At 37.3% G+C, this 12,797-nt stretch carries 12 protein-coding genes and 1 tRNA gene; 6 read left to right on the top strand and 7 right to left on the bottom strand.

Annotated elements, in window-relative coordinates:
• Positions 1 to 18 precede the first annotated feature (18 nt).
• Positions 19 to 447 (top strand): nuclear transport factor 2 family protein, encoded by a 429-nt coding sequence (locus B3297_RS16500; RefSeq protein WP_286779161.1) that lies wholly within the window; start codon positions 19 to 21, stop codon positions 445 to 447.
• Between the two features lie 63 nt (positions 448 to 510).
• Here the strand turns inward: B3297_RS16500 and B3297_RS16495 are convergent.
• The 3 genes from B3297_RS16495 to B3297_RS16485 all read right to left on the bottom strand — a co-directional run bounded on the left by B3297_RS16495 (position 511) and on the right by B3297_RS16485 (position 1,968).
• Positions 511 to 584, bottom strand: a tRNA-Ala gene (locus B3297_RS16495).
• 220 nt (positions 585 to 804) lie between these two features.
• The gene (gene bla / locus B3297_RS16490) at positions 805 to 1,533 is read right to left on the bottom strand and encodes a BlaB/IND/MUS family subclass B1 metallo-beta-lactamase (RefSeq protein WP_070569933.1); all 729 of its coding nucleotides are present in this window, start codon (positions 1,531 to 1,533) and stop codon (positions 805 to 807) included.
• Between the two features lie 96 nt (positions 1,534 to 1,629).
• Positions 1,630 to 1,968 (bottom strand): cupin domain-containing protein, encoded by a 339-nt coding sequence (locus B3297_RS16485; protein ID WP_286779160.1) that lies wholly within the window; start codon positions 1,966 to 1,968, stop codon positions 1,630 to 1,632.
• Between the two features lie 215 nt (positions 1,969 to 2,183).
• Here B3297_RS16485 and B3297_RS16480 point away from each other — a divergent pair, with 215 nt between their 5' ends.
• Positions 2,184 to 4,097: an AAA domain-containing protein gene (locus tag B3297_RS16480; RefSeq protein WP_286779159.1), complete on the top strand. Its 1,914-nt coding sequence runs from the start codon at positions 2,184 to 2,186 to the stop codon at positions 4,095 to 4,097.
• Positions 4,098 to 4,179: 82 nt separating this feature from the next.
• Here the strand turns inward: B3297_RS16480 and B3297_RS16475 are convergent, their stop codons facing one another.
• Both B3297_RS16475 and B3297_RS16470 read right to left on the bottom strand, forming a co-directional pair.
• Positions 4,180 to 5,700, bottom strand: a complete 1,521-nt coding sequence (locus B3297_RS16475) for an acyl-CoA dehydrogenase family protein (protein ID WP_201639451.1) — start codon at positions 5,698 to 5,700, stop codon at positions 4,180 to 4,182.
• A 176-nt stretch (positions 5,701 to 5,876) separates the two neighbouring features.
• Positions 5,877 to 6,743 (bottom strand): helix-turn-helix domain-containing protein, encoded by an 867-nt coding sequence (locus B3297_RS16470; protein ID WP_172462352.1) that lies wholly within the window; start codon positions 6,741 to 6,743, stop codon positions 5,877 to 5,879.
• Between the two features lie 224 nt (positions 6,744 to 6,967).
• On the opposite strand from B3297_RS16470, the gene B3297_RS16465 reads away from it, so the two are divergent.
• A complete protein-coding gene (locus B3297_RS16465; protein ID WP_286779158.1) occupies positions 6,968 to 8,182 on the top strand; it encodes an exo-beta-N-acetylmuramidase NamZ family protein in 1,215 nt (404 codons plus the stop codon).
• Between the two features lie 24 nt (positions 8,183 to 8,206).
• Positions 8,207 to 9,460, top strand: a complete 1,254-nt coding sequence (locus B3297_RS16460) for a PQQ-binding-like beta-propeller repeat protein (protein WP_286779157.1) — start codon at positions 8,207 to 8,209, stop codon at positions 9,458 to 9,460.
• Between the two features lie 33 nt (positions 9,461 to 9,493).
• On the opposite strand, the gene B3297_RS16455 is transcribed toward B3297_RS16460, so the two are convergent.
• Positions 9,494 to 9,844, bottom strand: coding sequence for a DUF2200 domain-containing protein (locus tag B3297_RS16455; protein WP_286779156.1), 351 nt, complete (start codon positions 9,842 to 9,844; stop codon positions 9,494 to 9,496).
• A gap of 190 nt (positions 9,845 to 10,034) precedes the next feature.
• On the opposite strand from B3297_RS16455, the gene B3297_RS16450 reads away from it, so the two are divergent.
• Positions 10,035 to 10,784, top strand: a complete 750-nt coding sequence (locus B3297_RS16450) for a ThiF family adenylyltransferase (protein ID WP_070569344.1) — start codon at positions 10,035 to 10,037, stop codon at positions 10,782 to 10,784.
• A 118-nt stretch (positions 10,785 to 10,902) separates the two neighbouring features.
• Positions 10,903 to 11,595 (top strand): hypothetical protein, encoded by a 693-nt coding sequence (locus B3297_RS16445; RefSeq protein ID WP_286779155.1) that lies wholly within the window; start codon positions 10,903 to 10,905, stop codon positions 11,593 to 11,595.
• A gap of 2 nt (positions 11,596 to 11,597) precedes the next feature.
• Here the strand turns inward: B3297_RS16445 and B3297_RS16440 are convergent, their stop codons facing one another.
• A complete protein-coding gene (locus tag B3297_RS16440) occupies positions 11,598 to 12,359 on the bottom strand; it encodes a response regulator transcription factor (protein WP_070569349.1) in 762 nt (253 codons plus the stop codon).
• Between the last annotated feature and the right edge of the window lie 438 nt (positions 12,360 to 12,797).

Raw genomic sequence — 12,797 nt, 5'->3', positions numbered from 1 at the left:
TATAAAATTGAAAAAGATATGAAAACTTTAGTAAAAACATTTGTAGCAGCGGCAATGATTGCAATCTCTACTTGCTCGATGGCTTCAGTTAAGCCAGAAGAACGCAATTTAATTACTGCTGATTTAGCCATCGATGAATACGTTGGTGCAATGACCGAAGGTCAAGTAGCTAATTTAGACAAGCTTTTTACAGCTGATTTTGATCAAAAGGTTTGTGGTAAACAAGATTTGAAACATAGCCGTCATGAGATGATTGAATTTTTGAAAAAACAAAAAGGAATTAAGATGAACTGCAGAACAACAACACAGATCGTTGAAGAATTACCTGATTATGCCATTGCGAAAGTTACGATGCAATTTGATGGTTTTGCTAAAACATATCTGATCACACTGGTTAAAGAAAACGGAACCTGGAAAATTTCTAAATCTGTAAACTCTTATAAATAAGAATTTGCTGTCAAAATTGGTCGATTAAAAATAAGAAAAGGGTACTTAAGTACCCTTTTTTTGTGGAGCATATCAGATTCGAACTGATCACCTCTTCACTGCCAGCGAAGCGCTCTAGCCAAATGAGCTAATGCCCCTGCTTTATTTGGTGTCGCTAAGATAGTACTTTTTTGGATAAACAAAGCCTCTTTTTTATTTTTCTACTGTTTTTTGTAGGTCTGTTATCCAGTTGCTTCTTTTTTGACGACCTAAATGCATTATAATCAATGGTTTTATCTATTTGGTTCCTTACAGATATTTTTATCCTATTGAAAAACAAGAGAGTTTACCGGCATCCTTGGGGATAAAAGAAATGTATTAGTGTCCTTCAGTAAGCAGAGCTTCGGTTCGCTTTATCTGACCTTTATCTTTCCAGGCATCATGTCCAGGAATAACCATATTAATTTCGGGATATTTTGCCAATAACCTCGCTAGGGATGGCTTCCAGGATTTTATATCCCCATCTGCCGTAAATCCTAGATCTTGGGCTTCGGAGCTTTTTATAAAACAACCACCGTCTAGAATCTTATATTCAGGAAACCAGACAACAACATTGTCCATGGAGTGTCCGGCACCAAAAAAGTTCAGAACAAAAGATTGTCCGCCGACGCTGTAGGTTTTATTGGTGGAAACAAGATGAGTGGCCTGGGCTTTGTGATTTGCCTTTAGTAGGTCGTTCGTCATTTTCGTTGCGTAGGTTGGAATTCCAATACGGTTGTAATACGCAAAACCACCCGCACGGTCTTCGTGCCAGTGTGTTGCGTACACCGCAATGACGGGTAAATTATGTTTCTGTTTGATACTGTCCAATAAGGGTTGATATTGTGTGGAATCCCATGGTGTATCAAATAGAATAACGCCTTTTTTTGTTATTAAATAGACCGCATTAGCAGCATATTTGGTGCCTTCAAAATTATTAAAGGTGGTATAGAGGTATAGTTGCGAATTTATCTTCTCTATTAAAAGAGGTTTTTCTTGCGCTTGTAGAGATGGGGAAAGACCGAGTAAACCAATGCTCAGGCATACACCAGCAAATGTTGCGCGCATATGAGGAGAAAGAAGTGAGATCATATTTTTGAATGTTATTGCATTAACGTTAGAACAAAATGATTATTATTTTTTCAAGACCTTATCAATGCATTTTTACGTATACTGAACAAAGTCTTTGCGATAAGGAGTGAATGAATCGATCAGTTCACCCTCCTCGAGACATTCACATCCATGAACCAATTGCGAATAGATGATACAAGAGTCTCCTGCAGTTAGGATGCGATCAACACCGTCAATATGGTATCTGAATGTTCCAGCACTAACATAAGAAATCTGTGTATGGGGGTGTTGATGAAGTGCACCGATGGCCCCTTTTTTAAAACGAACTTTCATGAGCATGAGTTCATCATTAAAAACAAGTATTTTTCGCATCACACCTTCGCCCAAGTCTGTCCATTGCTGTTCGCTGTCGTGTAAGAATATTTCGCTCATCTAATTGTTGATTTATGGATGTTTCGATTGGAAAACGCTCTGTTTTTCAATTATAACAAAAAAAAATGAATTTACGGCTACATCCATTGCTTCCTTAGAAGGATATCGATTTGCTTTACAAAATTTGGCAAAGGATGAGATGAAATTAAAAACCAAATGGTCCAAATACGTGAAAAAACAGTTATTTTGTGCCTGAGCAATATATATATGACACGATGAATTATTTCGAGGAGCTTATTACTTTATTACAAGAAGAGCAGCAATTTGATAAATTACAACATGAAAATTTGTTGTTGAAAAGTAGTTTGAATGAACGAAGAATGCAAGGTGTCACCTGGTTTCCGATTCAGATAACGGATATGGAGCTTGGAAGAGGAGACTATTTGTCCGTTAACTTAAACCGAACAAATCATTATGAGGTCGAACATAAGTTTCGCTTTGGTATGCCAGTTTGTCTGTTTTCAAATCACGATCCCGACCGAGATCGAATAGAGGGCATCATATCTTCGATCAATAGGGATGGGATGCGAATTTCATTTCGTGTCGATGAACTTCCAGAATGGAGCAGAAGAGGGAAGCTTGGTGTTGATTTGTTATTTGATGAGTATTCCTATCGGGAGATGTTTAATGCATTGGAGAAAGGAAAGGAATTGAGCCGTGATGCAAAGCAGGGTAGTTTAGTGAGAAGATTAATCGGTGAAGAGGTCATTCCGATTGCTTCTATTGGAGAATTCTTTGAGCATCCCAGCTTAAATATGGGGCAAAATAAAGCGATCCAACAGCTATTGGAAGCAAGTACCGTGGCTCTTTTGCATGGGCCGCCGGGGACAGGGAAAACAACAACATTGGTTCAGGCCGTGCAGGCACTCCTAAAACAATACAACAAGCAAGTATTGGTTGTTGCCCCGAGCAATACGGCCGTTGATCTGCTAACCGAACGTTTAGACGCTGCTGGCATTACAGTAACAAGAATAGGTAATCCTGTTAAGGTTTCGGAACATCTTCAAGAATTGACACTCGATGCAAAGATTGATCGACATCCCGCAAATAAGGATATTAAAACACTTCAAAAACAAGTGCGGACGTATACAGAGATGGCTCAAAAATATAAACGTAATTTTGGAAAGGCTGAGCGGGAGCAAAGAAAAGCATTGTTTGATGAGGCCCATCGAATCAGAAAAGATGTCGATAAAATTCAAGATTTTATCAGTGCAGATGTTTTGGATAAATCGCAGGTAATCACTGCAACTTTGGTTGGATCAAATCATGAGGTTATCCGCAATCGTAGCTATGAAACAGTCATTATTGATGAGGCCGCACAAGCATTAGAGCCTGCTTGCTGGATACCGATATTAAAGGCACATCGGCTTATTTTGGCCGGTGATCATAATCAATTACCTCCAACAGTAAAATCGAGTAAGGGATCTAACCATGGCCTGAGTCATACATTATTTGAAAAATTGGTAGACCGTAATCCACAATTAGTTTCTTTGCTAGATGTGCAGTATCGCATGAATGAACAAATTATGCATTACCCATCTGTAGCCTTATATAATGGTTCGTTAAGAGCAGATAGTACCGTGGCACAGTGGAGCTTAGCAGTGGATACTGAACCGGTGTTATTTATTGATACAGCAGGAGCGGGATTTGAAGAAACGGAAAGTGACGGCGCAATCTTCAATATGGGCGAAGCTCATTTTATTAAAGCTCATCTAAACGACCATATTGGGGCTTGGAAAGCTTCCTCGACCCTAAATGAAAGCCTGAGCATCGGGGTGATTGCACCTTATCGGAAACAGGCTACTTTCCTGAAGGAAGTATTGGAAGGGGAAGACGAGCTGCGACCTTTTAATGACTTGATTAAAATACAGACAATAGACAGTTTTCAGGGACAAGAGAAGGATGTTATTTATATCAGTTTGACCAGAAGTAACGCTGAACAGCAGATTGGTTTTTTGTCTGATGTCCGCCGGATGAATGTGGCAATGACTAGGGCTAAGAAGAAATTGGTTGTTATTGGAGATAGTGCTACAATAGGTTCACATCCGTTTTACCGAGAATTTATTGCCTATACCGAGTCGATAGGGCACTATCATAGTGTTTGGGAATGGGATATTTCAGCAATATAACGCAGGAGGCCACTTCATAGGAAGTGGCCTCTTGCGTTTATTGAAACTTACTGACTAGTTTGATTCCTGTAATCTCTCCTGATTAAGAAGTGAACTTCATCCAATCCGTGTTCTCGTCATAGTTCATAAGTGGTTCGGCATTATTGTTATTTGATAATTGGCCTACCAACATATAAATATCCATACTTACGTGTTGACGTGTTATTTCAGTCATCTTATCATTGAACCCGGCATTGTTAATTTCTAAAACATACTGAAAACAAATGACGCGGGCGATTACCTTTCCAAGTGTAACCAGTTCACGTTGTTTCGGCTGTAGCGGAAAGTCAAAATTCAAGATTGATGAGAAAAATGGTGCTGCAAATTCAGTTGAGCTATATTTTTTTAAGAAAGATAATAAGTTGCTTTCTTTGGTTTTGCGCATAAGTTTACCGATCGCTTCAGCAACTTGAGAATATAGCATTTCATTTGATCCCTCAAAGATTTGAAAAGGTCTACTGTCTATGAGGCCACGACCGGCAACATGGTCTAACCTGTAGCCATTTGCACCGGATAATTGCACACATATTTGCGCGGCTTCATGCATTAAGTCTGTCACAAATGCTTTCACACTATTGGCATCTACACCATAGGCTGAAAGGTCATTATGGATAGAGCTGATCGAGACACTGTATGAACACATTGCAGAACACAAGGTAAATGCAGCCTGTATGCGCGACAACTGAAATTTAACAGCGTCTAATTCAGTTAAACTAATACCTGCTACACGGCGTTCGGAACAATGTGTCATGGCCTCATCCAACATTCGTTTTATAAAACCCATGCCCATTCCTGGGAACTGTAATCTGCTGCGGTGGAGGGTATCTAACATCAATTTAATTCCTGTACTTTCCGGATTTAGTTTATGATCCGCGGGAACATTGATATCAATGTTGTTGACACCATAAGGAATTGCATAGAGACCGAGGCTATTGTATTTCTTTGTTACAACAATCTTTTGTTCTTCGACGGCGTTCTCTGTGACAAAGAAATCTATATCCCGCACCAGTTCTCCATTTTCATTTTTCTTGCGTGCCGTCACGAGCCAAAAGTCTGCAGCTCCAGTAAGACCTTGCCAGTGTTTTTCACCTTTTATATAGTACTTATCGTCCCTTTGTTCGTAAGATGTTCGCATATTGAGTGCGTCACTGCCGTAAGCCTGTTCGGTAATCATTAGTCCTCCCATTGCCTGATTTTCCAAAAATTGATGGAATACCCTCTCTTGAAGTAAGGTGTTGCCGTATTTGGCAAAAGGTTCCAAAAATAGTGCAATATTAATCCCGAAGATTAGCGATAACGATAGTGATTCATAAGAAGCTGCCGCCAGTACACCCAAACATTCTTTTACATGAAGACCACGACCACCGTGATGTTCGGGGATAGCAACCGACAATGGTTGCATTTTCATGATCTCTTTTAAAAACTCAGGCGGAAGCCCACGCGTTAAACTGAGCGAGTTGTAATCGTATTCCTTATTAAATAAGCTTGACAGCCTAGTTTTAAAATCTGCAATAAACAAATCGAAATCCTGGGTTATATTGTTGTCTTCTGAAACCTTAAGCATCTTTAAATATGTAATTAAATGATGGAACAATGTAAATTGAAACATCGAGAATAAAGAGTGCTACCGAACTGAAATTCTCTTTTGCTTCAATGACTTACACAAAAATAACTGCAATCAATTTGATTTTCTTGTGTACTTCAGTATAAATGATAGGACAAATCGTGCATGTTGAAAATTTAAGTTGCTCTGTTTCGATAAGAAGTAGGAGAGACGCCAACTATTTTTTTGAAAAGTCGTGAGAAGTAAGACGGGTCAGAAAAATCCAATTCATAACAGATATCTGCAATGCTTTTAGTGGATTCAAACAGCAGAAATTGACTGTGCATAATCAGTACTTCTAGAATAAGTTCTTTGGAAGATTTTTTAAATACTGAAAATACACAGCGATTAAGGTAGTTTGTAGATACTGCAAGTTTGTCGGCGTAGAATGAAATATTTTTTTGCTTTTTGAAGTTTTTGTGCACAAGCTGTTTGAACATCATTGCAATTTCCTGCCGACGATTGAGGGCTTGATTGGAGGACGAAAGTTTGATGATTTTTAAAATTGCCGATTTTAACAAATTTTCAAACAGTTCTCGATAAGGGAATTCCGAAAGTAGTTCATTATAAAGTAATCTAAAAAGCTCCTGAAGATCACTACTATCTTGTGCAGTTAAGTTAAGTAAGGGCGAGATGTTAAAGATATTCAAAATCTCCTGTTCCCTGAATATGGACGTCATCGCATTGTCGTTGATCAAGACGCAATGCCCTTTCGAAGATTTATCGACAGACTTTATTGTTGAAATATTACCATAATTGCTGATAAGAATTGCTGGAGCCTGAACGACATATTCTTTGGCACCGATCTGATGTTTAAAATAACCTTCAGTTATATGGACGAGGAGGTTATAGCCCAAGAAAATAGGCGGAGTAGGGAATTTAATGTAAGGGGCGATTTCACTGAGCTGAAATATCTTGATCGGCGATTGCTGGTAGCGAAGGTGCTCCAAACTACCTGTCATAAAACGATCTACAAATTCGCCCGCATTTACCTGCTTTTCCATTATCAATTATTAGTATAAAATTTAGTATGCCACAGCTTCTGAATGTCATCTATTGTTTCATGTGCAAATCACGCTCCCAATAATATTCCAAAGGTAGCTGGATAAAACTTGTTTATCAATTTTAACAAATGATTTGCTAAAATAAAGCTTTATCCTTAGTTTAGTTTTTGCAATCGGATAAATAGCTTGATGCTCAGGGGCTATATTTTAATAGTATAAACCAAATGAATATGAAACCAGTGCTTATTTCTATCTTGATTCTATTCCTATTCAGAAATGCAACTGCACAGATCTCGTTGAATTATTGTAATGATCGTATACAAACTGGAGCAGAACAAACCGAGCGTTACCTTCCTTATTTAATGAATAAACGCATTGCGATATTGGGCAATCCATCTACGGTTATTAAAGGGCGGCACCTTGTTGATAGTCTGCTTGCGCGCGGGGTTCAGATTGTGAGAATCTTTGGGCCTGAGCATGGATTTCGAGGGAATGCAAGTAATGGAACTGAAGTGGGGGATGAAGTCGATCCGACAACTAAAATTCCTATTGTCTCTTTATACGAGAATAAGAAAAAGCCAACAGCGAAGGATCTAAAAGATATCGATCTGTTTATTTATGATGTGCAGGATATGGGGGTGAGGTTTTATACCAACATTAATACCCTTCGGGATATTATGGAAGCTTGCGCAGAAAATGATAAGGAGCTCTTGATCTTAGATAGGCCCAATCCCAATGCTTATCTAATTGACGGTCCTATTTTGGAGGAAGAATATAAGTCGGGTATTGGGCAATTCCCTGTTCCTATTGCGCATGGGATGACTACTGCTGAATTTGCCCAGATGATCAACGGAGAAGGTTGGATGAATACTAAAAAGAAGTGTAAATTGAAGATTATTCCTGTAGCAGATTATGATCATAGTATGCTTTATAAGCTGCCAGTCAATCCTTCGCCCAATTTAAATACGGAACAAAGCATACTCTTATATCCAAGTACCTGTCTTTTTGAAGGTGTAAAAGTAAATCATGGTAGAGGCACCGATTATCCCTTTGTTGTGATCGGTAGCCCAATCTATAAGGGTACATATGATTTCTCATTTGTCCCCGTCAGTAAAAAAGGGATGAGTGAATCGCCTCTCTTTATGAATGAAGAATGTTATGGAATAGACCTGCGTAAATATGATCTGCAGCAGCTTGTCGATAGCAAAAAAATAAACCTATCCTGGATGATAGCGCTTTATCGGAATTCTCCGGAAAAAGATAAGTTTTTTGATCAATCATTTTCGAAACAGATTGGCAGTATCGAAAAGCTCGTCGGCGTAGGTTTATTTCGGAAGCAAATTGAAGCCGGTGTTTCGGAAGAAGAAATCCGAAAAAGCTGGGAGCCGGGTCTAAGTAATTATAGAAAAACTAGGGAAAAATACCTTATCTATCAATAATATAACCTGAATAGAAGTACAGCGATGTTTGGACTAAAATATGATTGGCGCCCAATTATTATCCTATTTATTGCAGTGGGATGTTTTTGTCAATTACGGGCGCAGCATCTGGCTAGAGACCTAGATCGCCAAAATTATACAGCACAATCCAACATTAGGTTAAATCCCGCGTTGAAATGGAAATTCAAAACAGAGGGAAGGCTGTTTTCTTCGCCCGTCGTTTGGAAGGATATCGTTTTTGTCGGGTCTTGCGACAGTAATCTTTACGCATTGAATAAAACGAGCGGTAATATACTTTGGAAGTATAAAACTACCGGTGAAATTCGGTCGACTGTTGCTCTTGATGGCGGAAAAGTGTATTTTTTAAGCACTGATGGCTACTTGTATGCCCTGGATGCCCAAACAGGTCGAAAATTATGGCAGTTTTCAACCGATGGTGAAAAGATTTATGATATATGGGACTATTTCCTCTCATCTCCTGCGGTTGCAGATGGTGTAGTTTATTTTGGATCTGGGGATCATCATGTCTATGCCGTAGATGCTAAATCGGGAAAACTTGTTTGGAAATTCCTGACTGGGGGCATTGTGCATGCAGCCCCAACGCTGACACAAGAACGTGTTTTCATTGGTAGTTTTGATGGTTATTTTTATTGTTTGAAAAAAGATGGTACCCTACATTGGAAGTTTAAAACGGTTGGTGAACGTTATTTTCCAAAAGGCGAGATTCAGTTCCATGCAGCAGTCGCCGACAGTACAGTCTATTTTGGTGCTCGTGACTTTAATGTATATGCGCTTAATGCCGCGAATGGAAGTGGCTTTTGGGTATATCATCAACCAGGGAGCTGGACGAGTGTTCCTAGTATTTTTGACGATAAGCTTGTCGTAACCATGTCGGATTCCTATAGTATACTTGTTTTAAATAGAATGGACGGCGTGAAAATAGTTGAACCTAAAGTGCCTTTAAATACATTTAGCAGTGCCACTATCGTAGGTAATGAGGCCTTTTTTGGAACGCTGGATGGTGTAATTTATAGATTGGATATAAAAAACGGAGGGGTTGCGCCTATTTTTCAAACGGAGTCAAGTAAAAAGAATAGGCAATTGTTTATAAATGATGAAAATGTGCTGCGAGCCGATCTGCAACAAAAATATGAGGATGATATTACAAGACTGTTTGCAGACTACCTGCAGATGGGAAGTATCTTTTCAACAATATGGATTGATGAAAATCGGCTTTATTTTAGCTCCGCTGATGGTGCCATCTATGCATTGGAATAGTAAGTACGCGCTATTTACGAATCGTAGCAGAGTTTACTTTCTCAAAATTTTTTCCATGGATTTACCTTTGGCCAGTTCATCAATTAATTTATCGAGATAGCGAACTTTCTGAACCAGCGGATCTTCAATATCTTCAATGCGATAGCCGCAGATTACACCCGTGATCTTCGAAACATTCGGGTTTAAACTTGGTGCTTGTTTAAAGAAATGTTCAAAGTCAGTTTTATTTTCAACTACTTGCTGTAACGATATGGGGGTATAGCCGGTAAGCCAGAAAATGATTTCGTCAACCTCTTCTTTTGTACGTCCTTTTCTTTCGGCCTTTTGTATATAAAGCGGGTATACACCAGCAAATGACATGCGATATATTCTTGTATTATCCATTTTTACACGTTGATTTTATTAAAGGTATTCATTTTGAATGAAAATAAAAACAAAAGATAGGTGGCTAAATTAAGCAAAATCGCCGCTAATTTGTACTACGCAACTATGAAATTTACTTAGCAATTTCTTTAATAATAATATAAATTATAATTCTATCTTTATGTGATACAAAATTATTGAGAGATTATATATGGATTTGAGGTATATTCGAAATAACATACATATTAAAGAAGAGGATCAACAACATATCAAAGACTTTCCGGTGTTAATAGGAGGTTGTGGAATAGGAAGTTACATTGCCGAGTGCTTATTGCGTATGGGTTTCGAAAATTTGACAATTGCCGATGGAGATGTTGTCGAATTGACAAATTTAAACAGACAAAATTATACAAACAAGGATATTGGTATTAAGAAAGTATTTGCTTTGCAGGAACGTTTGCATTCAATTAACCCGCAAGCCAAAATAACAGTGTTTTCTGAATTTATTAACCAAGATAATTTATATAATATCGATATTAATCATAAGGTTGCCATTAATGCGTTGGATTTTTCTTCTGATATTCCTTTTGTCTTTGACCAGTATATGGCAAAACGAAATATACCGGTAGTACATCCTTATAATTTGGGCTGGGCAGGATTTTTAACGGTTCTTCCTCCTGAAGGCCTTAATCTTCATTCATTGGAAAAGGCCCACAAGACATTTGAATTAAATGTCGGTAAATTTATTGTTGACAGTTTAAAAACAAAAGGAATGGAAACGAAATGGTTTGAGGAATTTTTGGCAGAATATGGTAAAATCGCGCTGACGTCTTCTCCTCCGCAATTATCATTAGGTTTGTATTTATTATCGGGAATGGTTAGTCATATTGTATTTAATTTAGCGACATCTAAACCTGTAAAATTCTTTCCAGATTCCTATTATTTATCAATGATTGGTTGAACTTAATATAGTTGAAAAAAACATTCGTTTCATTACACTTTTGTGTAGTAAATTTGTCTCTGTGGGAATTTAAACGAAAAGTCTTTATTTTTATAATTGCATATCGAATAACATTTGCATGAACTGGACGCCTGAAAACTATTATTTTACCAAGCTTAATAAAAACGAACTTCCTGAACTTATTCATTTTTATTTAGTAACGACTCAGCAGCATTACAAACTGGATAGTTATTCCGAAGAGGAATATGCGTTTGACTTTGAGTCATTGATAGGAGAGGATCAAATTTTTTTTGATCGTTCCATTTATTATGTGCTTCGAAGTAAGCTTGATAACTGTATTCAGGCATCCATTAGAATTACATTTTGGGATAAGGAAACGAGTTTGCCGATTCAAAAATTATTTGATATCGAGACAGAAAGTTTGTTAATTCCAGATGTAAAGAATTTTTGGCACATTGGACGTTTCGTAATTTCTGGAAAGATAATAGGTAATCGCATTAATATTCTGAAAAAGATGCTTTTTGACGCATTCTATGGTCCGTACAGCCTTGGTAGTGGATTGGTTATAGCTGAATGTGATCGAAAAGTGGTCAATACGCTTCGAAAATTGGAGATAGAATCTTTTCAACTTGGTGATCCAATCATCTACCTCTATTCTGAGACATTACCGATCTATATTAAATCGGAATGGCTGGAGACTTTTATTGAAAAAAATAAATATTCCCAGTTTAGTATAGGAAATCATGCCGATATTCAAAAATTTGTTGAGATGTCAAAACTAATGCTATTATGTTCAAAAAATAATGAATAAGATTAAAAAAGAGATAGTTCAATGGCTAATGCTGTAGCCTCTGTAATACTTTTGACTTTCAGTTTTGAAAATATCTGTTTTTTATGAAATTTTACCGTATCAATCGATACATAAAGTCGATCTGCTATTTGATCCATAGTAAGACCCTGTGCGGAAAAAAGAAGAATGTCCTTTTCACGGGGTTTCAATTTAATTCGCGGAGTTTCTACCCAAATATCTTTATCCAAGTCATATTCAAACTGTTTTCCGTCCTCATCAGATTTAAATCTAATGTTTCCTGAGTTAGCATGTGAGGACATAGAAACTAAGCATAGGGCGATCCAGGGGTTAGAAAATTTATCCAGGAGCAGAGGTTTTAGTTTATGGTTTACTAACAGTGGCTTATTTCCCGGTTGTTTTAAATGAAAATCATAAGATATGGAGTATTTTAAGCGATCTTCGGCATCTAAATTTCCAAAAAAGTCAAAACCAACGTCATTGATCTTTTTTAATAAATGTAAATCACTCTCAGGTACATTATTAACATAGTGATAATACCCTTCTCGCATGACTTCCCCAGGCGTGCTTCCACACAGAAAGATTGGATTATCAGACACAAATAGAAAGCTTTTCTTTGAATAGTCAATTAAATATATACTCTGATAGGTTAATCTGCTTAAGGACTTGGCAAAATTTATAAAGGCTTCGACAATCTCATAATCATCTTTGCTAAAGTCGTCTTTAACTTGTACCGGCTTGAAAAAATCTTCAATCTTAATTTTCATAGTGTAAAATACAAAGATGATCCGCAATCGCTTTTGAATACCACGTAAAATCGATGTTGTCCTGGCGTGCAAGTTACAAAAATAAGGACGTAATCTCAATTTATACGCTAATAATAGACTTTTTTTACCTTCCTATCCTTACCTCGTAATCATTGTCAACGTTTATAGTTGAACTTGTTCAAACATTGCATCTCTATCCAGCAATGAAATAAGTTTCTACACAAATGGGTAGAATATCGTTTATAATGATAATACAAAAGATAATACTCTTATCTTTAAGGTTTCAAAGCAAATAATTGTATAAATATAACTTATTAGATCCAAATAGCCAATAGTAATTATTGCTTTACTTGAGTTTTGACAAAGTTTTAATCCTAAAATAATGGACTCTAGGATTGCAATGAGAAAACTTCTATTAAGTTTTTTTATCATAAATAA

Origin of the sequence: Sphingobacterium sp. UBA3519 (genome assembly GCF_002377215.1) — a bacterium.
GTDB classification, from domain to species: domain Bacteria; phylum Bacteroidota; class Bacteroidia; order Sphingobacteriales; family Sphingobacteriaceae; genus Sphingobacterium; species Sphingobacterium multivorum.
This window is presented reverse-complemented; position numbering and strand designations above follow the sequence as displayed.

Coding starts and splice junctions, on each gene's coding strand:
- B3297_RS16440 (WP_070569349.1), bottom strand. CDS start 12,359: ATGAAAATTAAGATTGAAGATTTTTTCAAGCCGGTACAAGTTAAAGAC.
- B3297_RS16485 (WP_286779160.1), bottom strand. CDS start 1,968: ATGAGCGAAATATTCTTACACGACAGCGAACAGCAATGGACAGACTTG.
- B3297_RS16460 (WP_286779157.1), top strand. CDS start 8,207: ATGTTTGGACTAAAATATGATTGGCGCCCAATTATTATCCTATTTATT.
- B3297_RS16500 (WP_286779161.1), top strand. CDS start 19: ATGAAAACTTTAGTAAAAACATTTGTAGCAGCGGCAATGATTGCAATC.
- B3297_RS16475 (WP_201639451.1), bottom strand. CDS start 5,700: ATGCTTAAGGTTTCAGAAGACAACAATATAACCCAGGATTTCGATTTG.
- B3297_RS16450 (WP_070569344.1), top strand. CDS start 10,035: ATGGATTTGAGGTATATTCGAAATAACATACATATTAAAGAAGAGGAT.
- B3297_RS16465 (WP_286779158.1), top strand. CDS start 6,968: ATGAATATGAAACCAGTGCTTATTTCTATCTTGATTCTATTCCTATTC.
- B3297_RS16455 (WP_286779156.1), bottom strand. CDS start 9,844: ATGGATAATACAAGAATATATCGCATGTCATTTGCTGGTGTATACCCG.
- B3297_RS16445 (WP_286779155.1), top strand. CDS start 10,903: ATGAACTGGACGCCTGAAAACTATTATTTTACCAAGCTTAATAAAAAC.
- B3297_RS16470 (WP_172462352.1), bottom strand. CDS start 6,743: ATGGAAAAGCAGGTAAATGCGGGCGAATTTGTAGATCGTTTTATGACA.
- bla (WP_070569933.1), bottom strand. CDS start 1,533: ATGCGCGCAACATTTGCTGGTGTATGCCTGAGCATTGGTTTACTCGGT.
- B3297_RS16480 (WP_286779159.1), top strand. CDS start 2,184: ATGAATTATTTCGAGGAGCTTATTACTTTATTACAAGAAGAGCAGCAA.